The following is a 24,576-nucleotide window of genomic DNA, read 5'->3' on the forward strand; positions in this document are numbered from 1 at the left end:
GGGTCATTGCGGCGCCCGTCCCAAGCTGAGCCCAGCGAGCTCCACCGCAGCCGAGGTGATCTATAATCCAGTCCAGTCGGCACCCGGTTAGCGGCGCCCACAACCTGGAAAGAGCCCGATGAAAGCTTTGTTTGTTTTGCTGGCGGTGTCCGTATCCGCTTCGGCCGTCGCGGACGATGCCGCCCTGCTGCGCTGCCGCGCCATCGCCGACGTCGCCGGCCGCGTGGCCTGTTACGATGCGATTCCGGTTGGCGCTGCGCCGGCAAGGCCGGTCGCCCTGGCCGCTCCAACCGTTGCCGCAGCCGTGCCTGCTTCCACCGCCGCCGCGCCGGCCGCCATCAGCGCCGCCGAGGAAGCCGAGCGCAACTTCGGTCTGACCGCTACCCAGATGCGCAAGCCGGACTCGCCCACCTTCATCCAGAGTACGCTGATCGGCCGCATCGACGGCTGGGGGCCGAACACCACGTTCCGCCTCGCCAACGGCCAGTCCTGGCGCGTGAACGACGACAGCAGCGGCAACGTCAACGAGATCGACAACCCGAAAATCAAGATCACCCGCAACCTGCTCGGCACCATATTCCTGGAAATCGAAGGCAGCAACCAGGCGCCGCGCGTGCGCCGGGTGCAGTGATCACCGCGTAATCACAGCGTCGGGTAGTCGCTGATCGTCAGGTCGAAGCCGCGCGCCGTCGATACCAGATGCGCCATGCCGCCATACGGCAGCGTGGCGCGCTCCTTGATATGGCCGAACGGCAGCCCGGTCAGCACCGGGATCGGCAGCCGCTCGCGCAGATAAGCCAGCATCGTCTCGAAGTCGTAGCCATTGTCATACGGGCTCAGTTTGTAGCCCGAGAAATCGCCCAGCACCAGCGCCCGCTGCCCCTCCAGCGCGCCGGCGTAGAACAGCTGCAGCACCATGCGTTCGACGCGGTACGGGTGCTCGCTGATATCCTCCAAAAACACGATGCCCTGGTCCAGCGACGAGAAGTACGGCGTGCCCAGCAGGCTGACCATCATCGCCAGGTTGCCCCCCCACAGCTTGCCGCCGACGTCGACCAGCGGGTTATCGGCGCCGCCCTCGGCCACCGCGCCGCGCACCGTGTGCACCGGTCCGCGCAGACAATCCCAGAACTGCTTCAGCGTGTAGTCCACCGGCTGTTCGCGGATGAAATCGTCGCACATCATCGGCCCGCCGAAGCTGATGCGGCCGGTCTGCTTCATCAGCGCCATCTGGAAGGCGGTGAAGTCGCTGTAGCCGACGAACAGCTTGCCGCTGTCCGCCATCGCGCGGAAATCGATCTGCGGCAGCAAACGGCTCATGCCGTAGGAGCCGCGCAACGCCACCACCACCTGCACGTCGGGATCGGCGGCGGCCGCGTTCAGCTGCGCCAGGCGGCCGGCATCGGTGCCGGCGAAGCGCTGGAATTTCTTGTCGTCGTCGTAGTAATTGTGGACCAGGTGGCCTTGCTGGCGCAGGCGCGCTATGCCTGCCTGCAGTGCCGCGTTGTCGGGCGCGTAGCCGCCCGGAGCGGCAATCGCGATGCCGATATTGGATGTGCTCAAAATGTCTCTGTCATTGATGGGTGCCGCTGCCCGCCCGATGCGGTCTCAGCGGAGGAATGTCCGCCGCCATATTACCGCGCAGGTGATGGTCGAGCAAGGCAAGCAGCCGTTCGATCAGCTGCGGCGGCAGGTCGTGGCCCATGCCTTCGATCACCTGCAGCCTGGCGTTCGGGATGGCGGCCGCGGTATCGGCGCCGCAAGCCAGCGGCACCAGCGGGTCGGCCGCGCCGTGTATCACCAGGGCTGGACAGCGGATCTTGCGCAGCAGCGCCGTGCGGTCGCCGGAGGCGACGACGGCCACCATCTGCCGCATCATGCCGGCCGGGTAGACGCTGCGATCCAGCGCCCGCTCGATATTGGCGCGCAACTGCCGTTCAGGCGTCGGAAACGACGGGCTGCCGATCACGCGGTACACCGACACCATGCGGTCGACCACTTCCTGGCGGTTGGCCGGATCGGCCGGCGCGCGCATCAGCGCGTTGCGCGCCGCCGGCGTCGGGCCGGGCAAGCCGCGCCGGCCGCTGCTGGACATGATGGAGGTCAGGCTCAGCGTGCGGTTGGCGAAGCGGGAAGCGAAAATCTGCGCGATCATGCCGCCCATCGATACGCCGACCACGTGCGCCTTGCCTATGCCCAGCGCATCGAGCAGGCCGAGCGCATCGTCGGCCATGTCGTTCAGCGTGTAGGCGGTGGACTGCTTCCAGCCCACCAGCGACTTCAGGTAGGCCAGCAGCAGATTGGGTTTCTTGTGGTGTTCGAACTTGCTGGACAAGCCGATGTCGCGGTTGTCGTAACGGATCACGTAGTAACCCTGCTCGACCAGGCCGTCGACAAAGTCCTGCGGCCAGGCCACCAGCTGCATGCCCAGCCCCATGATCAGCAGCACCGGCGTGTCCAGCGGATTGCCGCTGGCCTCGTAGGCGATGGTAATGCCGTTTGCTTGTGCGGTGGCCAAAGCAGTCTCCCTGGATGGTCCGGATAAACACTGGCTTCAGCATACCATTTTTGCCAGCGCCAGGAAAACCGCCGCTAGTCAGTCGTGCTTTTGCGGGCTGCCGCGGCGGCCGCGCGGCGGGCGGCGAAGAAACTCTTGAGCATGTCGCCGCACTCCTCGGCCATGATGCCGCCGGCGACGTCGGTGTGATGATTCAGCTGTTCCTGCTCGAACAGGTTGAGCACCGAGCCGCAGGCGCCGGTCTTCGGGTCGGTGGCGCCATAGACCACCCTGGCCAGGCGCGCGTGCATCATCGCGCCCGAGCACATGACGCACGGCTCCAGCGTCACGTACAGCTCGCAGCCGGGCAGCCGGTAGTTGCCCAGCGCCTCGGCCGCCGCGCGCAGGGCGACGATCTCGGCGTGCGCGGTCGGATCATGCCTGCCGATCGGCTGGTTGTAGCCGCGCGCGATCACCACGCCGTCCTTGACGACGACGGCGCCCACCGGCACCTCGCCCAGATCCCGCGCGTGCTGCGCCTGCTCCAGCGCCAGCCGCATAAAATCGATTGCCTCAGGCATCGGTGATCTCTGCCCAGCAGTTGGGGGTTTCGTGCAGCACCAGCTTGTGCAGGTGCAGGCCGGTGCCGTAGCGGTCCTTGTAGGCGGACTTGAGGATCTCGAACGCCACGTGGGCCAGGTTTTCCACGGTGGGAATGCGGTCGATCACCACCGTCTTGTGGCCGGGCAGCGTGGCGAGGAAATCGCGCACCGCCGCATCCTTCTCGTAGACGATGAAGGAATGGTCCCAGACGTCGACCAGGTGTTCCTTGGCCAGCGCCTTGATGTCGGAAAAGTCCATGATCATGCCGTTGTCGGAATTGCCTTCGGCGGTGATGATGTTGCCGGTCAGCGTGATTTCCAGCGTGTAGCGGTGGCCGTGCAGGTTGCGGCACTGGCTCTTGTGGTCGGGGATGCGGTGGCCGGCGTCGAATTCCAGCTTGCGGGTAATGGTCAGCATTATGTATGGGTACTCAGGGTATCTGTAAAAGTTTATGTGTTTGCAAGCTCAGCTTCCATTTCGGATTGCGCTTGCAGGTTTCGATCGCCAGTTTGGTATTGAACTCGGCCAGCGGGCCGTCCATCGCCTGCACGTAGAAATTCTCGAAATCGAGCTGCTCGTAGGCGCTCAGGTCCTGCCCCGTTTGCGGGATCACCACCTTGATTTCGCTACCCTTGGTCACCACCAGCTGCGAGCCCATCTTCGGGCTGACGCAGATCCAGTCGACGCCGGCCGGCACCGGCAGCGTGCCGTTGGTTTCAATCGCGATCGTAAAGCCGACCGCATGCATCGCATCGATCAGCGCGGTATCGAGCTGCAGCAGCGGCTCGCCGCCGGTAAACACCACGTATTTGCTGGCGGCGTAGGTCTGCGGCCACAGCGCGTCGATGGTCGCGGCCAGCTCCTGCGGCGTCTTGAACTTGCCGCCGCCTTCGCCGTCGGTGCCGACAAAGTCGGTATCGCAGAACTGGCAAACGGCGCTGGCGCGGTCGATCTCGCGCCCGGTCCACAAATTGCAGCCGGAAAAGCGGCAGAACACGGCGGGACGCCCGGCATGGGCGCCCTCACCCTGCAGCGTGTAAAAAATCTCTTTGATACTGTAAGTCACGGCGGTTCCTGATTGGACAACCCTCAATTATATCTCACACCGCTGTTTTCGGCCTATGCCTTCCAAAGTTGACTTAGCACAATGCTACTGCAAGGCAACCACGATATGTTGACCCGGTGGACACCCATCCGGAGAAGATACAGCATGCGCTACACTGCAACATACTTGGAAATTGATATCATCGTTGCCGGCGGGGTCGCGCTGGCGGCCATCGCCCTGGCGCTGCTGTGGCGCCAGCACCGGCTGTGCCGCGTGCTGGCCGAACTCCACCAACGGCTGGGCATGGAACGCGGCAGCCGCGAACTGGCGGAACAGGCGCTGGTCCAGACCCGCCAGCAAATCCACCGCCTGAACGCCAGCCAGCAGTCGCTGCGCGACGCCGAACGGCGCCGCATCGCCCGCGACCTGCACGACGACATGGGCCAGCACCTGCTGGCGCTGACTTTCGACGTCGCCCGCCTGGCCATCCGCCATCCGCAGCTGGCCGAGCCGCTGGCCCAGGTCGAGGCCCGGCTGCACAGCGCCACCCGCTCGCTGCGCACCATCGTCCGCGACCTGCCGCCCGAGGCGCTGGAAGATGGATTGCAGGGCGCGGTCCAGCAGCAGATGGAGCAATTTTCCCGCCTCAGCGGCATTCCCTGCCGGCTCGAGGCCGAGCCGGCGGCCTTTACCGCCCAGTCCGGCGACGGCGCCGTCATGGATGCGGTGGTGTACCGCGTCCTGCAAGAATCGCTGAGCAACATCGCCCGCCACGCCCAGGCTTCCGAAGTCTGCATCGGCCTGTGCCGCGGCGCCGACAGCCTGAGCCTGACGGTGCGCGACAACGGCATCGGCCTGCCCGATCCGCCGGCGCGGAGCGGCCTGGGCCTGCGCGGCATTGCCCAGCGCGTTGCCGAAGCCGGCGGCCGCCTCGACATCTCCAGCGAACCCGGCCACGGGACGGCGTTGACCATGTCCTTTCCGATTCAATAACAAGAAAACGACAAGAAAGCGGACCAGTCCATGCACAACACGCAAAAAATCCAGCATCTGATGGAATTTTCGCAGGCCGACATGCAGCACGGCTTCGCCCTCAAACTGATGGAGCTGCTGGTCATTCCGACCTTCGTGGTCGACATCCACGGCAAGGTGATCATCTGGAACAAGGCCTGCGAGCGCCTGACCGGCGTCGACGCCTGGGAGGTGCTGGGCACCGGCGACCATTGGAAATGCTTTTATCACGAGCAGCGCCCGACCCTGGCCGACCTGGTGATCCAGGGCCGCTCCGGCGACCTGAACGCGCTGTACAACCGGCATGCGCGCAGCAACGACGGCGACCACAACCTGCGTGCGGAAAACTGGTGCGACATGCCGCGCGTCGGCCGGCGCCGCTACCTGGAGGTCGACGCCAGCCCGATCTTCGATGCCGAAGGCAAGCTGGTGGCCGTGGTGGAAACGCTGCGCGACGTCACCGACGAAAAGCGCGCCCAGGTGGCGCTGGAACAGCTGGCCAGGCGCGACGGCCTGACCGGCCTGGCCAACCGCCGCTGCTTCGACGACACGCTGCAGGCCGAGTGGCAGCGCGCGCTGCGCCAGCAGCAGCCGCTGTCGCTGCTGATGGTCGACGTCGACAATTTCAAGCAATACAACGACGCCTACGGCCACCTGGGCGGCGACGAATGCCTGCAGCGCATCGCCAGCGCGGTGTCGAGCGAGATGCGCGCCAACGACCTGGTGGCGCGCTACGGCGGCGAGGAGTTCGCCGTGATCCTGCCCAACCAGTCGCTCAAGGGGGCGGCCATCGTGGCGGAACGGATACGCTGCCGCGTCGAACAGCTGCACCTGCCCAACCTGGGCAGCCAGCAGCATGTGGTGACGGTGAGCATAGGCGCGGCAACCGCGCTGGCGGCGGCGGAAAACGACCCCAGCCAGCTGGTGGCGACCGCCGACTCGGCGCTGTACCGCGCCAAGCACATGGGCCGCAACCGCATCAGCCTGCCGGATCAGTAAGCGCCTAGGCCTTGTAAGTCACATAGTCGATGCCGTTGGCGATGCTGCCTATGATGGCGGCGACATTTTCAGGAGATTCCGACATTTCGCTCATCACCAGCGCCCGGCTGACGCCGATGTTCAGTGCGTTCAGCCAAAAGGCGCCCCCTTCAGCGTCCGGCGCCCGGTGCAAAATATTCTGGTACAGCTGGTTGATCATCTGCTCGTTGCTGAGGTTGGTGCCATAGGTGCGCGCATACTCCGCACTGTTAAGGAAAGCGGCGGTAACGTCGACCAGCGGGACACTGGCGTCCAGCGCCTTGATCCAGTAGCCCAGGCCCTCCAGATCCGGCGTGCGGTTGAGCGCCGACTGATACAGCCGGTAAGCCTCGCCCGCCGTCGAGTGGCCGCCGATATCGAAGGCGATCGCGTGGCCGTCGTCAAAGCTCAGGCGCTCGACGCCGACCAGCGTGTCCTGGCCGCCGCTACCGGCATTATCCTTGACGATAAACTCGCCACCGCTGCCGGCCGCCACCGTGTAATTGGCGCGCGCCCCGGAAAATTTCACCGTATCGAAACCCGCACCAGCACTGATGAACTCGTTGCCCACACCCGCCTGCAGTGTGTCGTTGGTGGCGCCGCTGCCGATGACCTGGGTAAAATTTGTCAGCTGAATCGTGCGGTCGCTGAATTGCAGCGTTTCCACGCCACTCAAGCTGTCGGTACCGTCGCCGATCACCGTCAGGTTGCCGTTCGCGCCATTGACCAGGTAATCGGCGAACGCGCGGCCAAACACCACCGTGTCGCTGCCCGCGCCACCAGTGATGACATTGTCGGCGGCGTTGCCATAAATGGTAGAGCCGCCGCTGCCCGCGATGGCGGACTCGATGGTCACGCCATAAGCGATGGAAATATTATTGTAGCCTGGAGCGGTGGAGCTGAAGGTGCCCGCGTTCAGGTTGATGGTCACCGCCGACGCGCAGCCGGCGAAATTGAAGGTGTCGACACCGCCGGCATCCCAGATGCATTGCAGCGGCGAACTGTCGGTAAAATTGTAGCTGTCGGTGCCGGTGTGATAGGTCATGTTGGCGCCGTACAAATACTGCATCGCCTGGATGTCGTACAGCATCGGTGTCACGCCATATTTGTGCTCCAGCGCGTAGCCCGAACCCTGGTTATACGACATCTGGCTGTAGTCCAGATTGTCGGTCGCAGCCGGCAGGAACGGGCCGTCGATATCGCCGCCTGTCGAGTTGTAGTTGCCCGGGTGTTTGAGACCCAGCGTATGGCCCAGCTCATGTATCAGCACCGACGGTCCATAACTGCCCGGCGTGAAGACCGAGTTAAAGCTGTCGACGTTGTTGGTGAACAGGTAAGTGGCGTCGTGGCCATTGGGCAGATAAGCGTAGCCGCTGCTCTGGTTGCCCTGGTCGTTGGTGCCCAGCTGGATATCGCCATTCAAGCCCACTTCAGTGAACTTGACATTGGCCACAGCCGACCACGTCGCCAGCGCCGCGCGCACCGCTGCTTTTTGGGTAAGCGACATCGGCACGAAGCCGTTGGCATCGTCGGCACTGGCATCACCCGGCACCGTGTTCATGAAACTGTAGGTCAGCGACACCGACTTGCCGGGGACGCTGGCCCAACTGCTGTAGACCAGGGAGTCGATCGAATTGTTACCAGTCGTGAAGAAGGTCATGATGCTGTCAGGGCCGATGATTACGATTGCGCCATAGTAACATCAGAATAGCAGGGGCGCGGCCGCCAGGCTCAAGTGTTGCCTCCGTCAAACGGGTTGTCCACAGTCTCCGTGGGCGGCGGCGGCAATCTGGCCGGCAGCTCCTGCGCTTCCAGCCGGGCCACCACGTCGCCCAGCAACTTGTGCAGCACGCGGGCGTCGGCCAGGCCTGCCCGGTCGGCGGTCAGGTCGACGTCGCCGCTGAGGGTGACGCGGTCGAGCCGGTTTTCGATCGTCAGATGGCCGATGTTCAGCAGATCGGACTCGTTCGCATAGGGTACGAATTTGCTCATGATTGACTCCGGGATTTACGAGTTTTTACCTTAGGCAAGCGCAACATTGTCTCTTTTTGGGCCGCCGACAGCGACGGCAGCAAATCGATGCCGACCCGGCTTTCCAGTTGCGCGATGCTCAGCGTTTCATATTCGGCACCGGCGCGGTTCTCGATGAAGAACGCGGCGCCGGCGCGCTGGCGCGGGCTGTACACCAGTTTATACAGGTGGGTCGGCACCAGCACGTTGCCGGCCTTTTGCAGCTTGCCGCCGATGAAGGCGGGACCGGTCAGCACGTACAGGTCGCCCTCCTTCTGCGCCAGTTTGCGCACGGCGCCTTCGATGCCGGCCCACACATGGCGGTTGTTGTCGGCATCCTGCGGCACCATGTTGGCCAGGGTGAAGCTCTGGTGCTGGGTTTCGCGGTCGGGCATGTCGCCGTTCGGCGCCATGTGAAATACCCGGGGAATTCATATACTCAAGCCCCTACCCATCTCCCAGCTCTCCATCCCCACTGTTCCCCAGCTTCCCACTCACTCCTCTTTCGCTCCCCCGTCCCCTCGCCCTCCCGTCCGCCCCCTTAGCCCTCCATCCTCCGCAATGATTGGACAGGCCCAACCTCATCTAGCGGCCGCAAGAGAACGTTTTAACGTTCCCGAAGTCACTCTCCCGATCTCATTCCTCGTTAGCGCTGAGGCAGTAGTTGCTTTATGCGAAAGGAAAATATTGTTTGGTGTTAGGTAGTTGTTAAAGGACGAGATTCATCTATAAGTCAGCGCATGCCGGTTATTTCGTTTTACTTATTAATTGTCAAACCAATTTAATTCACCACCCACATTATTAGCGATAAATCTTTTCAAATAAAATTACAACAAGGATTTCCTTTTCATTTATTCCCCATCCTTAAAATAGTTGAACTCGGAAGCAATCTGAGTCAATAATAATTCTACGTTAACAGGAGGCGACCATGGAAAATCCGGTATCTGTTGTGATTAAGGACAAAATTCGTGGCCAATTCACGACCGTATTACTGGTCGCCGGATATGTTTTCCTTCCGCTTCTCGTGTTCTTTCGCGAAATGGCGTGGTCAGAACAGTACGAACGTCCTTACGCTCTCGTCGTGAGGCTATTGATTGAATGGTTATCCGTGCGGGCTGAAGAGTTTTTCCCCCAAGAAAATCGAGCCAATTTGTTGACGGCGTTTTCGTCTGACTTATGGCTGGGGACGTATTCTAATGGGAAGTGCCCATATGGCCTGGGCTGGACCGGCACTTCGTATAAGAACAGTTTGAAGCTGACGAATTGCCTTTATGTATTCAGTGACTGGCTGAGTAAAACATACGGCACAAAGAATCTTAACCCGATGACTGGGGTAGCGGGCCACCGTGACCAAATAATTTTTTGGCGTCGCTGGAACACCATGGCTGCTGCATCAGTAATGTCACATCTAAAAAAACGAGAGGATGCAGCTGGCGCAAGCAAAGAATCGCGAAAAAACAAGTCGCGTCAACGAGAAAGCCCCGGCTATGTAGAAACTAAGGCATTTCCGTACGACCAGATAGATAACCTATTGTATGTAGGATGTGCAATAAGAGGCGGCGTAAAAAAGCCACACTATTGGCAACGCTATAACATTCGCGACCAGCTAATTATATTGGCGTGTTTATATGGAGGCCCTCGCCGCAGTGAGATCATGCATCTCTGGGTGTGCGATGTCGATATCGATCCAGCTAATCCCAAGCAAGCACGGGTCCTTATTCACCATCCTACCGAAGGGATGATCGAGTATAGGGACAAGATTACTGGAGTAGTGAAGTCCACTCACCGGAAGGATTTCCTGAATATGCAGTGTGCCGGAAGAGTGCCGCTGAACATGGAAACAGGCCGCCGCTGGGCCGGGTGGAAAGGCTCGGTGACAACTGCCCCACGAAATGCATTTCAAATTATCTGGATTGATGCGCTCGCTGGGGAACTGTTTTGGGAGCTATGGAAAATGTATGTTATCCACGTTCGCCCCAACAACCCTCGCGTGCCTTGGGCCTTCCTGACAAAAGAGGGGGAGCCGCTCGGTGCCAAAGGCTTCGATGAAGTGTTCAACGCTGCAGTGGAGCGTGCGGGCCTCATTCGCTCCAAAGGGTTTGGCACGACGACTCAGGGCATGCGCCATCGATATGGTCAGTGGCTGAACAAAATCGAAGCAGATCCCAAAGAGGGGCAGGTCGCACTTCATCACGGGAGCGTTTTGAGCCAAAACGTATATCGCGCCCCCTCTATTGCCGACGTTGCTCAAAGCGTCGCTCAGATGGGCATGTTTATGGGCGGTAGCAGCTCGACCGTCCTGACGCAGCTTCAAACCGAAGAGTAATACAGAGGGTATTTCTAGACTCTCAGTGGCCCAAAAAATCGCGCGACGTCTAAGTACTTATTGGCCGGCAGAAGGAACGCTGGCCAGCCTCGCGATAACCGGCCGATCCCCTGGCCAAGTTTGTCCCTAGGGATTGCACTACCAAGTTGTCGCTCAACAGGCGACGAGCATTGATACCGCAATTTAGCTGGGGTCTTCGGACCCCGAATATCTAACATCCCTAAAGGAATATAAGCCATGTCGAACTTCTTCCAATCTACCCAATGGTCCTGCGTCAACAGCGAGCTGACCGGTAACCGCATCCACGTCAACGGTTCGCTGGATAGCTATCTCCTTGTCCCCAACTTCAGTCTGCCGGTTGTACGCAAGATCGCGCAGAAGTGGCTGGCAAGGGCAATGGCTTTGCCTTCGACGAATCGGCCTGTTGCCGCACTCCGCTATCACGTGGAGAGTCTCATCAACGTGAAGACACACGCCGAAGTAACTGAGTTGATGGAACGCATCCTCAGCGATTACGAGAGCGGCAAGGAGCTGGTATCTGTTGCTGTGAGCCAGGCTGCGATCACCCAGTTGTTACTCGCGCTGTGGTCACAAGGCGTGCTCGCTTTCCCTTTGGCATCGACGCGTCCGTTCGATACCCTCTCTATTCGCAGCGACAACGCGGGCCTGGCTCCTGAGGTGTCGGCGATGCTGTTGGCTATGGAAAATCATCTGCAGAACCCGAGAAACACAGTAGACCAGCGTCTTCGATTCCGCTATGCCATGGGGATCTTGCTTCCTCGTGCCGGCATACAAAGTATTGCCGACATCACTCCTACCACCTTTCAGTATGACGGTAGCAAGATGGTCGATCCCAAACCACGTCCTATCGTCCTATCACAAATACTCGTGATGACCCGCAGTTCTTATGACGTCACTTGGACGCCGAAGACATTTGGCTATTTTTCGGTAAACTCCGGACCGAACAATCGTGATGAAAATCTGAAATGGGCAGTTGATAAAGACCCCACTGTTAAACCATGGGTGGATCTTATTCTGCAGTACTTCAACGAGGTTCCCAGCAACTACAAGAAAAAAAGATCCGTGGCCAACGTGTTCTTGGACTATCTCATTGCGAACCCATCAATTACCAGAGACCCCATGGGCTTCTTTGACGCGAGGAATGTACCCTCGCCATTGCTCACAGACTTAGAGCCAAACATGGCGCGCACTACGCGAAGTACGCTGAGCGCGCTCTTGGATGACATGCTTGTTCGTACTTGCATGGATGTCGATGATTACGAACTGCCGGTATTGTTGCCGGGATTCGCGAATCCCATGCCCAAGATTCGCGCAAAAGGCGCGAACAAGACGGTGACCCATCGTCACCCGATGCCGGCCTATCTTGTGGAACAGGCTCTGCGAATCCTAACTAGCGGCGATTTCTCGTGGGCACGTGAGGATAAAAAAAGTCATTTCAGATACAACAATCCTGAGACCGGTGTCACCTCAATGATGTGGTCTCCCGTGAAGGCAATTGCCTTAGTCATGAAGCTCGAGTTGCCGGCCCGGACATTCCAGGTCCGGTTCCTCGACAGTGGCGAGGGAGACACTTTTAGGTATGAGAGGGATGGTAAGTGGCTGCCGAATAGCGGCCCTCATGCACCAGCTGTTGGGCTCATCGAGCGCGGTGTCTTCCGGAAATACAAGCGAGAAGATGGGACGACCGGCGCGGTGTTCTATTTCAACACTAACAAAACTGCGGACCTCACCAGTGAGGTGCCTGGGTACGTGATGGCATGGGAGCACTTTGGCGTGCTGGAGCGCCTCGCCTATCTGCGAGACTGGCAGGAGAAATACAATCCTCAAAAAAAGGCCACTCGATGGGTTGATATTGCTGAGCATCACAAGCAAATCCATAAGTCTGACTTATTGGCTCGTGGGAAGAACTTCTTCCTGTTCCGGGACCCATGCAATGAACGTAGTGGAAACGGGCAACCAATCACGGATGCCATGGTTCGTAATTTCTGGCTGAAGTTGATGGTGGAACTTGAGAAAAGGCTGGCTGCAGCCGGGCAAGTCATGCGAGACGGCTCACCGATTAAATTAATCAGCTCGTACGATAAAGACGGTCTGCCAAGCGCCGCGATCTATGATTTGCACAGCCTGCGTGTTACCGGCATTACCGCAATGTTTAAAGCCGGCGTATCGATCGAAGTGATTAGGCTACTGGTCGGTCACGCGACCTTTTTGATGTCCGCGCTGTACATCAAACTGACCGATGCGGAAGTGTCGAGCGCGGTTAGCGGTAAGCTTGAAGCATACTTGGCCACGCAACGTGATGAGACAATTGCGCTCATCGAGTTGGAAAGCCGGCAGAACTTGGAAAAGCTGGTGGCCTTCAATCACCACTCAGTCTTCAGCGTGCTGAACGACAAGATCACCACCAATCTCGTGGTCATGGATCACGGCATTTGCCCCGTGGCCTGCAAGCGTTGTGAAGAGGGATTAGTCGCCTCCGAACCTGAGGACAAGGTAATCCGTTTTATGCCAGTTCCTGGTGGCGCAAGCAACTGCGTCCGCTGCCGCTTCTTTCTGAGCGGACCAGGCTTCCTCCTCGGCCTGCAAGCATTTATCAACGAGCGGCTTTACATCACGAAGAAAGAGTCCTTCGAATACGAAGAAGCTCAGAAGGAATTCGACTCTCTGTCGGACTCCTATCAGATGGCCCTTGATGCGGGCGAACCATTCGCCAATCGTCGAGCAATGGAGCGCTCAGACGCAAGATTTACTAGGGCGACTGAAGAGATTGACGAGGCCCTGTTGGCCGTTCATGACGCATTCAATCTAATTAAACAATGCAAAGCCATCTTGACCTCGAAGCAAGTTGGCCATGGTCCGGCCTTGGTAGCTGTGGGTGGCGTCGAACAGCTCGAATCCATTCTGGAGGAAGCTCACGAATTCGAGCAACTCCACACGATCTGCCGAGATGCCGTTATCTATTCTGGTCTTGGAATTAAGTGGCAGCGGCCTGCCATGGAACGCGCAAGGCTCTTTGATCGCATGCTGCGCAAGTCTGGTATCGATCCGGTATTGTGCCTTCTCAGCGACGAGGAATCGCTAGCGATCGGAAATGAAATGGCGAAGTTCTTGTACGCCAGGGCCGGTAGAAGGAGCACTCACGACTTGATTGATGGGAGAACGACGTTGCAGGCCCTGGGTCTCGACAAGTCGTTCAACGAAAATCTGCAGGCCATGGTCCCGACTATGCTCAGCAGGAAGCTGTTCAACATCGAGGCCGAGTGAAATGCGGAAAGTCGACCCTGTTCTTGAGCCTGCGTATGGGATCTACCAGGAAAAGGTCAAGAGTGCTGCGCGCGAAAGCGCGCGTCACAACCTTGAGCTGCTCTGGGAGATCCTGGAGGAGATGCGACGCGAAAAAAAGATCGACTACTCCATTGCAAAGGTCGGCGAACGCTTGAAGGCAGCGGGTGGTCCGACTACCCAACATATTCGCAACAAACAGGGCGAAAGCTATCGCGATATCATCATTGCTTTTGCCGATTGCGTTGGTGGTGCGCGGCGATTTGTTTCCAAAGACTCGTCGCCGCTGGAGCAGTTATTGGTATCAATAGATGATCTAGGTGTACGCGCCCAGATCCGCATCCATTTTGACGACGCGAGAAAGCTAAAGGTCGCTAACGATAATCTTCGTTCGGCTTTTAAAAATCTACAACTTGGCAGCTCGATACCGCAACCTCCGCAAACTGGAGGTGCGGTGCTGGGAAACACTGATATCTTACCGACTGCACCTCCATCTACTCCCCTGCCATCCACTCCCCTGCCTCGTCTTTCACCGCGATTCCGACGTGCCCTCGAAACGGGCATTACACCTTCACGGCTCGCCGAGCGAGGGATGAGTGTTGCGGATGACGGTTCGGTTCTGACGGCCGAGGGTGACATCCTGTTTCCGCCTGCATTCATTTTGGCCATACAAGAAGTGCTCAAGTGGTAGCACTGACCTAACTGAACCGTCTTGTAGTGGCTCAATTAGAGGGTATGCGTGACGTGTGGCTCTAGAGAATTGGCGGGTGCTATACATGTCTGTAATAATAACGCGCCGCATGAAGCCGCCTGGCTGATTTCGGTCCAAATTCTCAAAACAGGACTTGCCTCTTCATACAGAAATGCAGAAAAAAATCATATCCGCAGTTGTTGTTGTTATTCTCGCAGCCGGTTCACAAGCCTACGGGTATATTAGCCGAGATAGTCAAAAGGGGACTTCGGCCGCAACAGCCGCCAAGGTCGTCCCATCATCGCAAACCGAAGTCGCCTTTTCTCCTGGCGCCGGCAGCGAGGCGCTAGTTGTCAAAGTCATCGATTCTACATCGAAGAGCCTTTACCTAGCGGCGTACTCTTTTACATCCCCGGCAGTCGTGCAGGCGCTGCTGCAGGCCAAGAAGCGCGGCGTTGATGTACAGGTCGTTGTCGACGAAAAGGGTAACAAAAGCAAGGCTAGTATCGCGGCATTGAACCTGCTGGTAGGTGCAAAAATACCAACGCGGACCATTTCGGTCTACGCCATTCACCATGACAAATACATTGTGGCTGACGAGGAAACTGTGGAAACTGGCAGCTTCAATTACAGTAAGGCGGCTGCAACAGCAAACAGCGAAAACGTCATCGTGATCTGGAAAAATCCAACGTTGGCTGTGACCTATTTAGGTCACTGGCGTGACCGCTGGAACAAGGCTGAAACCTACACCTCAAACTATTAGCGTTCGCTGTATAGTTGCCTCCTTGCGGCTGCGGAAATCGACAGTTTGCCACTCGCCATCCGCTGTTGCAGGGAGACCTATCCCAGATTTGATCTTCGAGTGACCGGAAATCTGACCTTTCGACTTCACTCGCTCCTCCTAACTACCGGAGCAGCTCCATTGGGTCTACGCCAAGCTTCTCCGCGATAGCGCCGACCTGGTCAACCGCAGTGGTTACCACCCCTTTTTCGACACGAAAGATGTACTGAACTGGTATGTCTAGAAAAAGGGCAAGCGACTCTTGGGAATGACTCTCCCCTCTCCATGCTTTGATATTGTTACCGAAGCGTGTCTTAGTCGTGTTGGGATTCCCATCGGGGAGGAACGCCTTAAAGAACTTATCTAGGTTATCCAGATTGATGTTGACCTGGCCTCGCTCGACCTTGTTGACATATGTGCGGTGAACGCCCACCAGTTCAGCGGCTTGAGCCTGAGTTAGCCCTTGCTTGTTCCTTTGCTCAAGGAAGAGCGCCCCTAAGGTCAGTCTCAGCTGACTTGGGCCTGGCTCGAACTTGAGCCCTAACTGGCTCTTACCAGTCGAAGCGGTAGGGGTTTTTACTGTCATAGCGCGGAGAGTGGCTGAAAAGGCAAAATTCCGCCACGACGTTTACATCACTATCATTTACATCACTACCGTTTACATCACACTTAAATGGATTTACAATCCTTTCCATAGCGAAACCAACTCGGAGCAGTAAAGCAACCTCTTCCTAAATGGATTTTTAAGGCCCTTTTTTTGGCCAGGGCGGAGCTTTACCTGCAATTCCGCAGTGAGCACAGATTTGATTTAAAAAGGACAGGCTGCGGCGGACGAACGCCGCTGAAAAATTATGCTTACAGCAACAATTACCTACTCCAGTGACTACTTTCAGTTCCGCCGATTAGTCGTCGAAATGGCAGTAGTCGACAGCGCGTTGGTTTCAAACCCAGGCCTGACTGCGACGTTCAAACTCAGTAATTCGGAGTCTGGAAAGCTTGAAACTGTTTGTGCGGGCCTGCTCCGCCAGTATCCAGCCTGGTCAGAATCCGCAGTAGCCTTGACCTTGCGTTCGGTCTTTGCGTTCTATACACAGTGGTATTCAAGTGTGCCGGCAGAGCTTATGAAATCCAGCGTGGCAACGATGCAGATTGTCATTGCATATAGCCGAACCGGCGCCATCGACGACTTTGTACCGTTGACATCAGTTTCGCTGACACGTGAGCCTGGAGGCCTTAAAACCTACAACATGGCTCGCAACGCCGACGCAAATGCAGCTTGGCCGATCGAGATCCCGGTCAGCAGTGCGGTTCCACTGGGGATCTCGCTAAAAATGCTCGCATTCGAAAATTCCGCGCTGATGGATTTTGAAGAATATCCACTTCCGCCCCGCCTCAACTCGCACATCGCTGCTGACGGTCGCAAAGTCATTTCTTGGAGAGACGTCCCCGATTACGCTCGTGACGCATTCAACATTTTTCGCCAAGGCGTCGCGCCGCTGGTTGGCCCTGCAGATCAGTCCGATGAACCTATCCCACTCGGTGACTGGCTCGCGTTCCTCAGTACGTAAACGCAGCCATAGGGTTTTTGCAGTCATTTTTAACTTGATGGAGTGGTATCTGATGTCAAAACTTTCTGTGATCGCGTTTGTGGCACTCGCCACCAGCACGAATGGCGGCGCGATAGCAGCCAGCATGCCCGTAGCTTTCAGCGCGGATTTCTCTGTTGGCTCGAACAGCACCCAGGATCCGTTGTTGTCCGCAGGTGCCATCGCAGGGGCGGTGCTAGCCGGGCTTCGGGAATCCGGTGTGGCAGCTCAAGAGAATCCACCGGAGGCCGATGTTGGCATCTCCCTTGATGTCAGCGTGGTCTACAACCCGCAAATAGAGACAACGATGGTAACGGCGCTGCGCTTATACCTGCGACCTAGTGGCAGGCATTTCTTGGCGCCTGATGCGTCACCAATCATTCGATTTTGATTGTTTTTTAAAAGGAAAAATTTGTGCGCAAGATTTTGCCGCTGCTTTCCCCTTTTCACCGTACTGATAGGACTGCAATGAAAAACAGCACGACCATCACCACCCTTACTATCCTCGCCGCTGCCACAGCTCTGTCCGGTTGCTCAGCAGTAAACAGCACGCTCACTGAGCGTAGTGATGCAGTCGAGATTTACCACATCTACGACATCAAAACGAGCGTGGATACCGCAACGATTGCAAAAGCCGCGTCGGACGGACTGGCCGCAAACACCAATAGTGTGCAGACCGCTATGCCACTGCAAATCGGTAAAAACGTGCCGACGACGCCGGGCAAGTTCACCATCGATGATGTTGCCGCTGGCTTGAATGGTCAAAACTCCGCCATGTTGAAAATGATGGCCAGTCAAAGCGGCGGCCTCGGCCTTAAGGTGGCCACATGCGCTGACGCGGTGTGGACCTCCAAGGCGGTACGAAATATCAGTGGGTCGAACAACCTCACGCTATATACATGCATTTATAAATATCGCTCAGGCTACAACGTCGACATGTACGCCGTATTCATGAAACAGAGCGGAGGCTTGTATCAACTCGTTCGCGAAGGCGCCAATGCAATCGCCGGAACTCCGGAGGAATGGGTCAATAAAACTATCGTTGACACCATGCGCTCGATTGAACGCGCCAGCGGTGCTCGTGCGGTGCATCTGGAAGGCCAACCTGAGCTTGGGCCGTTGCCTGCGGTCGACAAGCTGAGCGCCAAATGATGATGGCGGCTTACACGCGGAATAGTTCGCGACGCTTCAGCGCCGCCGCAATGACCATATGCGCAGTGGCCATGGCCACTGCGCTTCCGACTGCACAGGCGGCACAGGCAGCGCCGTCAGTAGGCTATTGGTTCGAATTCACCAAAGGCACCGGCCAGCATGACTTGGTACTCACGCCGGATGCTATCTCAAGTGCGGTTCTGCAAGGACTTCGAGCAGGTGGAATATCGGCAATATCGAATCCCAGCAATGTAGATGCAATGGTTGAAGCGGACATCACTGAGTCATACGAGCCCGAGCTTCAATCAATTCGAATAGTGTCCGGCACGTTCTCCCTGAAGGCTCCACGCCCTGGAGCAAGCAATTTTGAGCATCCAATTTTGCTATGCCAGACGGGACTTCAGGTTTGGCGAACGAGTACGAATACTCAAGACGCGGCGCGAAAAATCCGCGATGGAATTGTTCAGCAGGCCGTGCAGTTTGCAAAACAGTGCCGTGGTCAGCTGAACAACTTGTAATCCCGCACGTTTAGAAGTATTCGAATCTTCCTACCTAGTTAGGGCTGTAGAAATTGAAAAAAATCCTCATGTTGTTGGCAGTAAGCTCGGTCGCTGTGGTCAGTAGCGGTTGCGGTGGTGGTGGCGCCCTAGGTGGCGGTGTACCAGAGCTGACGGCGCAGTATCGCGGCGCGTTCCAAATGAATATCGTCACCAATCAATGCGGCATCGTCACCACGGAGTACGACCCCGTGTCTGGGCTCCCGCAGCAGGTTCATCGTATAGGCTATGACGAACTGATATTCGGCAGTGACAACACTGGCTATCGAATTTGTGGCCAAGGCGTATGGGTCGGCAAATTCACGGGCTCGCTGGTAGCGAACGGTGACACTTCCGCAGGAAACGGTAACGTCAACATGACGCTGTTTGACGCACGCGGAAAAACTACTGGCCAGACCGGTGCGATTACCGGCTCCATCCTCGGCGCTACTGGCGGCCCGGTGGTAGTTAATCTGTCGATGAAAAATCCCGCGAACAAGGATATCGACACCGAGTTGTCAATCCTCGGCGTCAACTATGCCTATCGCAATAGCATTACAGGCTCATACAGCACCATGGCTGGCGTCTACAACGGAAAAACGGCAGGCACGTCGATGACGATTACGGCGGGCGGTTCGATTTCCGGCAAGTTGGCACAGGGCTCGTTCACGGGCTCTATCACGGCATTTCACGCCGACACTCAGGTACACGATGTGTCCGTCACGTTCACGACGGCAAACGGAACGTCGCTGAGTATGGCCGGTGTTATCGGCCCTTACGGCGCACTTCCTGGCCAAATCGACGTTGATGGTAGACCTTTGCTGCCTAATGGGGACGCACACCCCGGAGTGCTGATAGCAATCGCTGGTGGCGGCGCTGCATACGCCGACGTCCTCGCGCAGAAGTGATTTTGGATTATTAGTATAAATCGTTTCAAGAGGTGCCTCCAAGCCGGGCACCTCTTAACTAGTAGGGAGGCTAACGGCATGACTATACCTAGTGATTTTCCACGTGAGCCAATGCAGGCCTCGTTGGCAGGCGCGCAGCCCAAAGTTTCCGTCCGAGTTGATGCTCTATCGGGACGCTACACGGACGCGCCGACCGAATCAGAAATCGCAGAACGATATGAAGTCTGCGAAGACCTCGCGGGCCAGCTCGTCGCGAAATGTCGGAAAAATCGAACCGAAAAATACGCCGCACTGACGGAGCAGCAAATCCTTGAGCGCCTCCTTGCGCAGCTTCTTGGTACCGGCTGGGGAAGCAGTTCGGAAATGCGCTGGGTCATCCGGCGAACTGCGGCGGTCTTAGGGTGGAAGATTCCTGAGAGCTCTACGGTGCTCAACACTTTGCCCACCGGTGCCTGATGCTCAGCTTGCGCACTAATACCTCTGCCTTATCCGCGACCCGGGCCATCGACAGCACAAGCCGCGCCGCGTCAGTGTCAATGACTCGGTTGAGCACTGGGTATCGCATCAACTCTGCACAAGACGATGCGGCCGGGCTGCAAATTGCAACGCGCCTGAAAGCCCAGACAAGCGGAATGGCCGTGGCCATGCGTAACACGCAAAACGACATCTCGCTGATGCAAGTAGCGGAAGGCGCCGTGGACACAATAATCACGTTGTTCGGGCGTATGAAAGACTTGGCAATTCAAGCTGCTGACGGCTCGATGACCGCAACAGATAAATCCGCGTTGCAGACTGAATTTGTAAGTCTTTTCGCTGAGGTATGGCACGGCGTAGAAACTAAATATAACGGTGAGGATTTGTTCATCAGCACGCCGCCAAACAACCACGAAAAATTGTGGTATCCGGTCAACATGCAAATCGGCGAGAGTTCTTCGAGCGTAATGGAGGTCAATCTTCAGCCTGCTCTTATAGGTACGCTAGATTCGCTGAATTACACGAACGCCGACCTGGACACCATCTTGACGCAGAACGCCAGTCAGGCCATCGAGAATTCGACCAATGCAATTGACAGCTGGGCAGCATTGAGAAGTGAGATGGGCGCAGTGTCCAATCGCTTGGAACACGTGTACAACAATTTGGCGAACGTCTCGACGAACACCGAGAACGCACGCGGTCGCATCCGGGACACTGACTACGCGGCTGAGTCCGCAAACGCTACGTCAGCACAGATGCTCACGCAGGCCGGTACCGCAATGCTTAAGCAATCAAACTCCATTTTCCAACTGACCCTCTCACTGGTTACCTGAGAATCTGTATGAAGAAGCCCGCGCCTCCCATGTACACGCCAGGCGAACGCCCAGTAGTCTTTTTGGACATTGACGACGTGCTGTGCGTACATCGCACGCTGAACACGCGTCAAGTATTGGCAGCTCTTGCCGGAAACGAAACCGTTGACGCCACAGATGTCTGGCAGCAGGTATTTCATGCAGCAGCGCGAGAAAATCTGCGGCTGCTGAACGACGAGTTTGGGCCGCGATATGTGATTAGTTCATCGTGGACGCTGCATCTGAGCCGTGAGCAGTTGTGCGAGACATTCAGGCAGACCAGTTTGGGATTCGTCGCGGAAAATCTGCATGAATTTTGGTGCACGCCCAGGGATGACGATTCATACCGGTTGGTTGAGATTGAGGCCTGGCTCGACGCGCACGCGCTTTTGACGCCAGTGCCGTATTTGGTCATTGACGACCTGGTTAGCGGCCAGTCCATCGTGGGCAGTCACATTGAAGACAGCGCAGTACTCTGCGATGCTTGGGTGGGATTCACGCATCCGAAACTCCGTTCGGCGCAAAAAATTCTGCGCTGCCAGCTTTCGTCAGACGTGAGCGCACGGGAGCAACGTTGATGCCGCTACCCCTCGCCGATATCGATAAAAGGCCTGTGATATTTCTCGACTCCCTTGGGGCCCGTACTGAAGCGGGAGAAGTGTATTTGCTAGTCAAATCCCCCTTGATTATCGACCTCTTTCGCTCTTTCAATGCACTGTATGTGCTGACGTCAAACGTAGTGCAATACCGGTCCTACGATGAGATGGTGTCAGTGCTTGCAAACACTGGACGAGCATTGATAGCGCAGAATTTACACCCAAATTGGGTAACGCCTTGGGATACAGATTCAACGCTAGAGAAAGAGGTCGAAGCGTGGCACGCCGGATGTAATGACAGAACGCCCACTTCATTTTTAATCATCACGACACCTGAGCGAAGTAAGCAGCTTGGGCATATTTTGATGGACTATACCGTGGCGTTTGACGGCCCCGTATTCAATGAAGTGAATTACATGGCCGCTTGTAGGGTGCTCCATTCGCAGACCACGTTCGAACCGTTTAACGCCGATTGGTACTGACCAAGCTGTGCTGTAAAAATTTGTTAGCGGAACACAGAGCTACGAGCCTCACCGTGATTTCTGCTTTTCTGGAGGCACGACTATGTTGTTCTTAGATAGCCCATCACAGTTCGCGCCGGTTTCAACCTGGGAAGCGTGGCGCGAGGAGTTGAACAAACTGAATCCACACGACAAAACTGTTGTAGCGGAAAAGATGCGCGCAGAACGGACAATCGCACGTCGAAAAGAACCCGTTGTGAGACCGCACAAGCCTATTCCAGATTGAATTCCTAACGAGGCCGCCTCCGGGCGGCTTTCTTCATTCAGAAATACTGAGTCCGATGAGCTCAATCGGTTGAGTTACCGCCGAAGCAATTCGTCGGGCAATATCCTTGCGCTGCTACGTCGAATTGCACTCTCCAGCACTTCCAGGTTTGGCTCGAGCAGCTCTCGGCTTTGAGGAGAAAAGAAGCGGCATCCGTGAATATGGGCTAGATTGGACACAAGAACTAGGAACTGCGGAGCTTCGTCTCGAACGTCACACCGAACGAATACGGAGGCCTCTATTTCGTTTTCGAACAAGATATCGACCCGGTTACCTCTCTCTGGGCCGAAGACAAGCCAGTGCGGTAGCATCATCCAAGGCGAGCCAAGATAGTTGGTGAGCTCAGTCTGCACATCGTAGACAAGCCCGAGTGGTAGTGGCGGTGCATCCCAGCCTTCGGCATCCATGTTTGGTGCCGATGTATCACGGGCGATGAAGTAAAGGTCAAACTGCCAGGCTGCCATCGGGAACTCCTTCTACTGTAGCCAACGCATCACTCAGTCTAGCACTGTGCAGAAAGACCTTCTGCACAATTCCATGCTCAGCAAGTGCGATGCCGCATGCTGCGCACTAGTTCCACTATCGCGATGAGCCTTGGGCGGCAGCCATGTAGCCGCGTTTGCTAGCCCGTCTAGGCGCTTTCTTTTCATTGTCCCGTCTGGTATGCGATGATGGTTGAGGCTTCTGCTTGCGGGCGAGCTCTACGAAATACTCATCCCCCTCCTCAACAAACATGTGACGAAATTCAGCGACGTCTAACCTGTCGCTCGTCTCGTAGATACCTGAATAAACGGGCACTTCATGCCTCAGCACATACCAACCGTCGAAGAAATTTTCGCCTCGCGTAGCGTGCGTCTATTGGCCGAGCCAACCCCAACTGGGCACGAGCGCATTGAAACCGCAGACGACATCGTAGCCCAGCTCCACCAGTATTTTGTGCGCAAACAGGGCGAGCACCCAGAGTGGTCTGCCGAAAAAAATCTTGAGCGTAACTCACTCGGATTGCCTCCTCTCGGGACAGTAAGCCAATTAATAATTAGGGATCTGAGCGGCGCGCACGCAATACCAAAATTTAATGTAGTATATCGAATATATCTTTATGTCGAAATGAATGATGAAACAGGCTGCCATCCACATACCAATCAAAGAGCCCAACGAAACCCCGCAGAAAGGCCATCGCCCTTCACTTGGGGGCCTCGCGCTGTTCCGTTTGGGGTTTCGACCGTTCTACCTGCTGGCAGCCCTCTTCGCCCTGCTAAGTATTCCACTGTGGCTTGTCAGCTATTCGGGGGGTGTTCAGATACCGAATGTAAATCTGCTTTGGCACATGCATGAGATGGTTTTCGGGTTCGCTGTCGCGGTGGTTGTTGGCTTCCTCTTCACCGCTGCACGAAACTGGACTGGTCTGTGGACTCCGCAAGGTTGGAGGTTGGCGGCTATCGTTGGTACCTGGATAATTGGCCGGGTTGGAATGCTTATGCCCTCCTCCGCCATTGGTGCGGGCCTTGATCTGCTATTTATTCCTGTTGCGATGGTCCCTCTTTATCGCGTAATGTGGCGTTCTGGCAAACGCCGAAACCTGCCGTTGCTGGGGCTGTTGGCCTTGCTCTTTATCGCTAACCTGTTCTTCCATGCGAACACATTTGGCTTGCACCGCTACTCAGCGATTGAAGCTACAGAGGCGGCAATTCTTGTGCTCGCGGTACTTTCCACTGTGATGGGGGGGCGTGTCATTCCAGGCTTCACAACCAACATGGCGCCGGGGAGCAAACCCAAGACCTTTGAGCGCCTGGATAAGGCGAGCGTCACCCTCGTTATTGTAGCGAGCCTCGCTTGGGTTACAACCGGCCTAGCTCCATGGCTTACCGCCGCGCTCGCGGGCGGCTCCGGTTTGCTGCAGTTAGCACGGCTCGCGTTCTGGTCCCCTCAACGTACCGCTAGATACCCCCTCCTCTGGATCCTTCACTTAGCCTACGCTTGGATAGGTGGCGGTTATCTGCTGCTTGCAGCAGCTTCGCTAGGCATAGCGAGTGTCAGCAGCGCCATGCACGCAATCGCAGTTGGCGGCATGTCCAGCCTCATCCTTGGCATGATTGCACGTACAACGATCGGTCACACCGGTCGCCTCATGCGAGCGGAGCACCATGAGCTACTTATTTTCGTTGCCGTGCAGTGTGCGGCCGTGGCTCGCATCTTAGCCAATATCGCCCCATCTGGCATAAAGGATGTGTTACTCGTGGCGGCGGGTTTATGCTGGGTAATCGCGTTTGGCACTTACGCAGTGGTCTTCGGGCCGTTCCTGTGCACGCCAAGATTGGATGGACGTGATGGCTAATACGTATAGAGCCTACCGCGAAGTCCGGGGTTTTTCCGCGCAATCCAAGCGAACGAAAATGATGCTAA

General features: G+C 56.9%; 27 protein-coding genes. 17 read left to right on the forward strand and 10 right to left on the reverse strand.

Features of this window, described 5'->3' with window-relative positions:
• Positions 1-118: 118 nt before the first annotated feature.
• Positions 119-631, forward strand: coding sequence for a hypothetical protein (locus tag ACSQ3S_RS18405; protein WP_436143320.1), 513 nt, complete (start codon positions 119-121; stop codon positions 629-631).
• Positions 632-642: 11 nt separating this feature from the next.
• Here ACSQ3S_RS18405 and ldcA read toward each other — a convergent pair whose 3' ends face one another.
• The 5 genes from ldcA to queE all read right to left on the reverse strand — a co-directional run bounded on the left by ldcA (position 643) and on the right by queE (position 4,166).
• Positions 643-1,563, reverse strand: a complete 921-nt coding sequence (gene ldcA, locus ACSQ3S_RS18410) for a muramoyltetrapeptide carboxypeptidase (protein ID WP_436143321.1) — start codon at positions 1,561-1,563, stop codon at positions 643-645.
• Positions 1,564-1,573: 10 nt separating this feature from the next.
• Positions 1,574-2,518 carry an alpha/beta fold hydrolase gene (locus ACSQ3S_RS18415; RefSeq protein ID WP_176650819.1) on the reverse strand — a complete coding sequence of 315 codons (945 nt, stop codon included), beginning with the start codon at positions 2,516-2,518 and terminating at the stop codon, positions 1,574-1,576.
• A 74-nt stretch (positions 2,519-2,592) separates the two neighbouring features.
• Complete coding sequence (tadA, locus tag ACSQ3S_RS18420) at positions 2,593-3,078, reverse strand: tRNA adenosine(34) deaminase TadA (RefSeq protein ID WP_436143322.1); 486 nt, start codon at positions 3,076-3,078, stop codon at positions 2,593-2,595.
• Positions 3,071-3,517 (reverse strand): 6-carboxytetrahydropterin synthase QueD, encoded by a 447-nt coding sequence (queD, locus tag ACSQ3S_RS18425; protein WP_176650817.1) that lies wholly within the window; start codon positions 3,515-3,517, stop codon positions 3,071-3,073. Before queD ends, tadA begins: the two co-directional genes overlap by 8 nt.
• A 13-nt stretch (positions 3,518-3,530) precedes the next feature.
• Positions 3,531-4,166, reverse strand: a complete 636-nt coding sequence (gene queE / locus ACSQ3S_RS18430) for a 7-carboxy-7-deazaguanine synthase (protein WP_436143323.1) — start codon at positions 4,164-4,166, stop codon at positions 3,531-3,533.
• Between the two features lie 165 nt (positions 4,167-4,331).
• On the opposite strand from queE, the gene ACSQ3S_RS18435 reads away from it, so the two are divergent.
• Both ACSQ3S_RS18435 and ACSQ3S_RS18440 read left to right on the forward strand, forming a co-directional pair.
• On the forward strand, positions 4,332-5,138 hold the full coding sequence (locus tag ACSQ3S_RS18435; protein WP_436143324.1) for a sensor histidine kinase: 807 nt from the start codon (positions 4,332-4,334) through the stop codon (positions 5,136-5,138).
• 30 nt (positions 5,139-5,168) lie between these two features.
• Entirely contained in the window at positions 5,169-6,155 is a 987-nt protein-coding gene (locus tag ACSQ3S_RS18440; protein WP_436143325.1) for a diguanylate cyclase, read from the forward strand.
• A 4-nt stretch (positions 6,156-6,159) separates the two neighbouring features.
• Here the strand turns inward: ACSQ3S_RS18440 and ACSQ3S_RS18445 are convergent, their stop codons facing one another.
• From ACSQ3S_RS18445 to ACSQ3S_RS18455, 3 genes are all read right to left on the reverse strand, one after another.
• Positions 6,160-7,833 (reverse strand): DUF4214 domain-containing protein, encoded by a 1,674-nt coding sequence (locus tag ACSQ3S_RS18445; RefSeq protein WP_436143326.1) that lies wholly within the window; start codon positions 7,831-7,833, stop codon positions 6,160-6,162.
• Between the two features lie 71 nt (positions 7,834-7,904).
• Positions 7,905-8,165: a hypothetical protein gene (locus tag ACSQ3S_RS18450; RefSeq protein ID WP_436143327.1), complete on the reverse strand. Its 261-nt coding sequence runs from the start codon at positions 8,163-8,165 to the stop codon at positions 7,905-7,907.
• On the reverse strand, positions 8,162-8,596 hold the full coding sequence (locus ACSQ3S_RS18455) for a DNA/RNA non-specific endonuclease (protein ID WP_436143328.1): 435 nt from the start codon (positions 8,594-8,596) through the stop codon (positions 8,162-8,164). Before ACSQ3S_RS18455 ends, ACSQ3S_RS18450 begins: the two co-directional genes overlap by 4 nt.
• A 515-nt stretch (positions 8,597-9,111) precedes the next feature.
• On the opposite strand from ACSQ3S_RS18455, the gene gmtY reads away from it, so the two are divergent.
• From gmtY to ACSQ3S_RS18475, 4 genes are all read left to right on the forward strand, one after another.
• Positions 9,112-10,509 carry a gamma-mobile-trio recombinase GmtY gene (gmtY, locus tag ACSQ3S_RS18460; RefSeq protein WP_436143329.1) on the forward strand — a complete coding sequence of 466 codons (1,398 nt, stop codon included), beginning with the start codon at positions 9,112-9,114 and terminating at the stop codon, positions 10,507-10,509.
• 237 nt (positions 10,510-10,746) lie between these two features.
• Complete coding sequence (locus tag ACSQ3S_RS18465; protein ID WP_436143330.1) at positions 10,747-13,794, forward strand: VPA1269 family protein; 3,048 nt, start codon at positions 10,747-10,749, stop codon at positions 13,792-13,794.
• 1 nt (position 13,795) lies between these two features.
• The gene (gene gmtX, locus ACSQ3S_RS18470; RefSeq protein ID WP_436143331.1) at positions 13,796-14,503 is read left to right on the forward strand and encodes a gamma-mobile-trio protein GmtX; all 708 of its coding nucleotides are present in this window, start codon (positions 13,796-13,798) and stop codon (positions 14,501-14,503) included.
• A gap of 172 nt (positions 14,504-14,675) precedes the next feature.
• On the forward strand, positions 14,676-15,266 hold the full coding sequence (locus ACSQ3S_RS18475; protein ID WP_436143332.1) for a phospholipase D family protein: 591 nt from the start codon (positions 14,676-14,678) through the stop codon (positions 15,264-15,266).
• A gap of 142 nt (positions 15,267-15,408) precedes the next feature.
• Here ACSQ3S_RS18475 and ACSQ3S_RS18480 read toward each other — a convergent pair whose 3' ends face one another.
• Positions 15,409-15,870: a helix-turn-helix domain-containing protein gene (locus tag ACSQ3S_RS18480; protein WP_436143333.1), complete on the reverse strand. Its 462-nt coding sequence runs from the start codon at positions 15,868-15,870 to the stop codon at positions 15,409-15,411.
• Positions 15,871-16,135: 265 nt separating this feature from the next.
• Here ACSQ3S_RS18480 and ACSQ3S_RS18485 point away from each other — a divergent pair, with 265 nt between their 5' ends.
• From ACSQ3S_RS18485 to ACSQ3S_RS18525, 9 genes are all read left to right on the forward strand, one after another.
• Positions 16,136-16,852, forward strand: a complete 717-nt coding sequence (locus ACSQ3S_RS18485; protein WP_436143334.1) for a hypothetical protein — start codon at positions 16,136-16,138, stop codon at positions 16,850-16,852.
• Positions 16,853-16,904: 52 nt separating this feature from the next.
• On the forward strand, positions 16,905-17,261 hold the full coding sequence (locus ACSQ3S_RS18490) for a hypothetical protein (protein WP_436143335.1): 357 nt from the start codon (positions 16,905-16,907) through the stop codon (positions 17,259-17,261).
• A 23-nt stretch (positions 17,262-17,284) separates the two neighbouring features.
• Entirely contained in the window at positions 17,285-18,022 is a 738-nt protein-coding gene (locus ACSQ3S_RS18495) for a hypothetical protein (RefSeq protein ID WP_436143336.1), read from the forward strand.
• 71 nt (positions 18,023-18,093) lie between these two features.
• Positions 18,094-18,540: a hypothetical protein gene (locus ACSQ3S_RS18500; protein WP_436143337.1), complete on the forward strand. Its 447-nt coding sequence runs from the start codon at positions 18,094-18,096 to the stop codon at positions 18,538-18,540.
• Positions 18,541-18,593: 53 nt separating this feature from the next.
• Positions 18,594-19,466 (forward strand): hypothetical protein, encoded by an 873-nt coding sequence (locus ACSQ3S_RS18505; protein ID WP_436143338.1) that lies wholly within the window; start codon positions 18,594-18,596, stop codon positions 19,464-19,466.
• 78 nt (positions 19,467-19,544) lie between these two features.
• The gene (locus ACSQ3S_RS18510; RefSeq protein WP_436143339.1) at positions 19,545-19,922 is read left to right on the forward strand and encodes a hypothetical protein; all 378 of its coding nucleotides are present in this window, start codon (positions 19,545-19,547) and stop codon (positions 19,920-19,922) included.
• Positions 19,922-20,773: a flagellin gene (locus ACSQ3S_RS18515; RefSeq protein ID WP_436143340.1), complete on the forward strand. Its 852-nt coding sequence runs from the start codon at positions 19,922-19,924 to the stop codon at positions 20,771-20,773. The genes ACSQ3S_RS18510 and ACSQ3S_RS18515 overlap by 1 nt, the downstream gene beginning before the upstream one ends.
• A gap of 8 nt (positions 20,774-20,781) precedes the next feature.
• Positions 20,782-21,369 carry an HAD domain-containing protein gene (locus ACSQ3S_RS18520; protein WP_436143341.1) on the forward strand — a complete coding sequence of 196 codons (588 nt, stop codon included), beginning with the start codon at positions 20,782-20,784 and terminating at the stop codon, positions 21,367-21,369.
• Positions 21,369-21,869: a hypothetical protein gene (locus ACSQ3S_RS18525; RefSeq protein ID WP_436143342.1), complete on the forward strand. Its 501-nt coding sequence runs from the start codon at positions 21,369-21,371 to the stop codon at positions 21,867-21,869. The genes ACSQ3S_RS18520 and ACSQ3S_RS18525 overlap by 1 nt, the downstream gene beginning before the upstream one ends.
• 339 nt (positions 21,870-22,208) lie before the next feature.
• Here the strand turns inward: ACSQ3S_RS18525 and ACSQ3S_RS18530 are convergent, their stop codons facing one another.
• Positions 22,209-22,637, reverse strand: a complete 429-nt coding sequence (locus ACSQ3S_RS18530) for a hypothetical protein (RefSeq protein ID WP_436143343.1) — start codon at positions 22,635-22,637, stop codon at positions 22,209-22,211.
• Positions 22,638-23,284: 647 nt separating this feature from the next.
• Here ACSQ3S_RS18530 and ACSQ3S_RS18535 point away from each other — a divergent pair.
• The gene (locus ACSQ3S_RS18535; RefSeq protein ID WP_436143344.1) at positions 23,285-24,508 is read left to right on the forward strand and encodes an NnrS family protein; all 1,224 of its coding nucleotides are present in this window, start codon (positions 23,285-23,287) and stop codon (positions 24,506-24,508) included.
• Positions 24,509-24,576 lie beyond the last annotated feature (68 nt).

Source organism: Duganella sp. LjRoot269 (genome assembly GCF_964254095.1).
In the GTDB taxonomy this organism is placed as follows: domain Bacteria; phylum Pseudomonadota; class Gammaproteobacteria; order Burkholderiales; family Burkholderiaceae_D; genus Rugamonas; species Rugamonas hordei.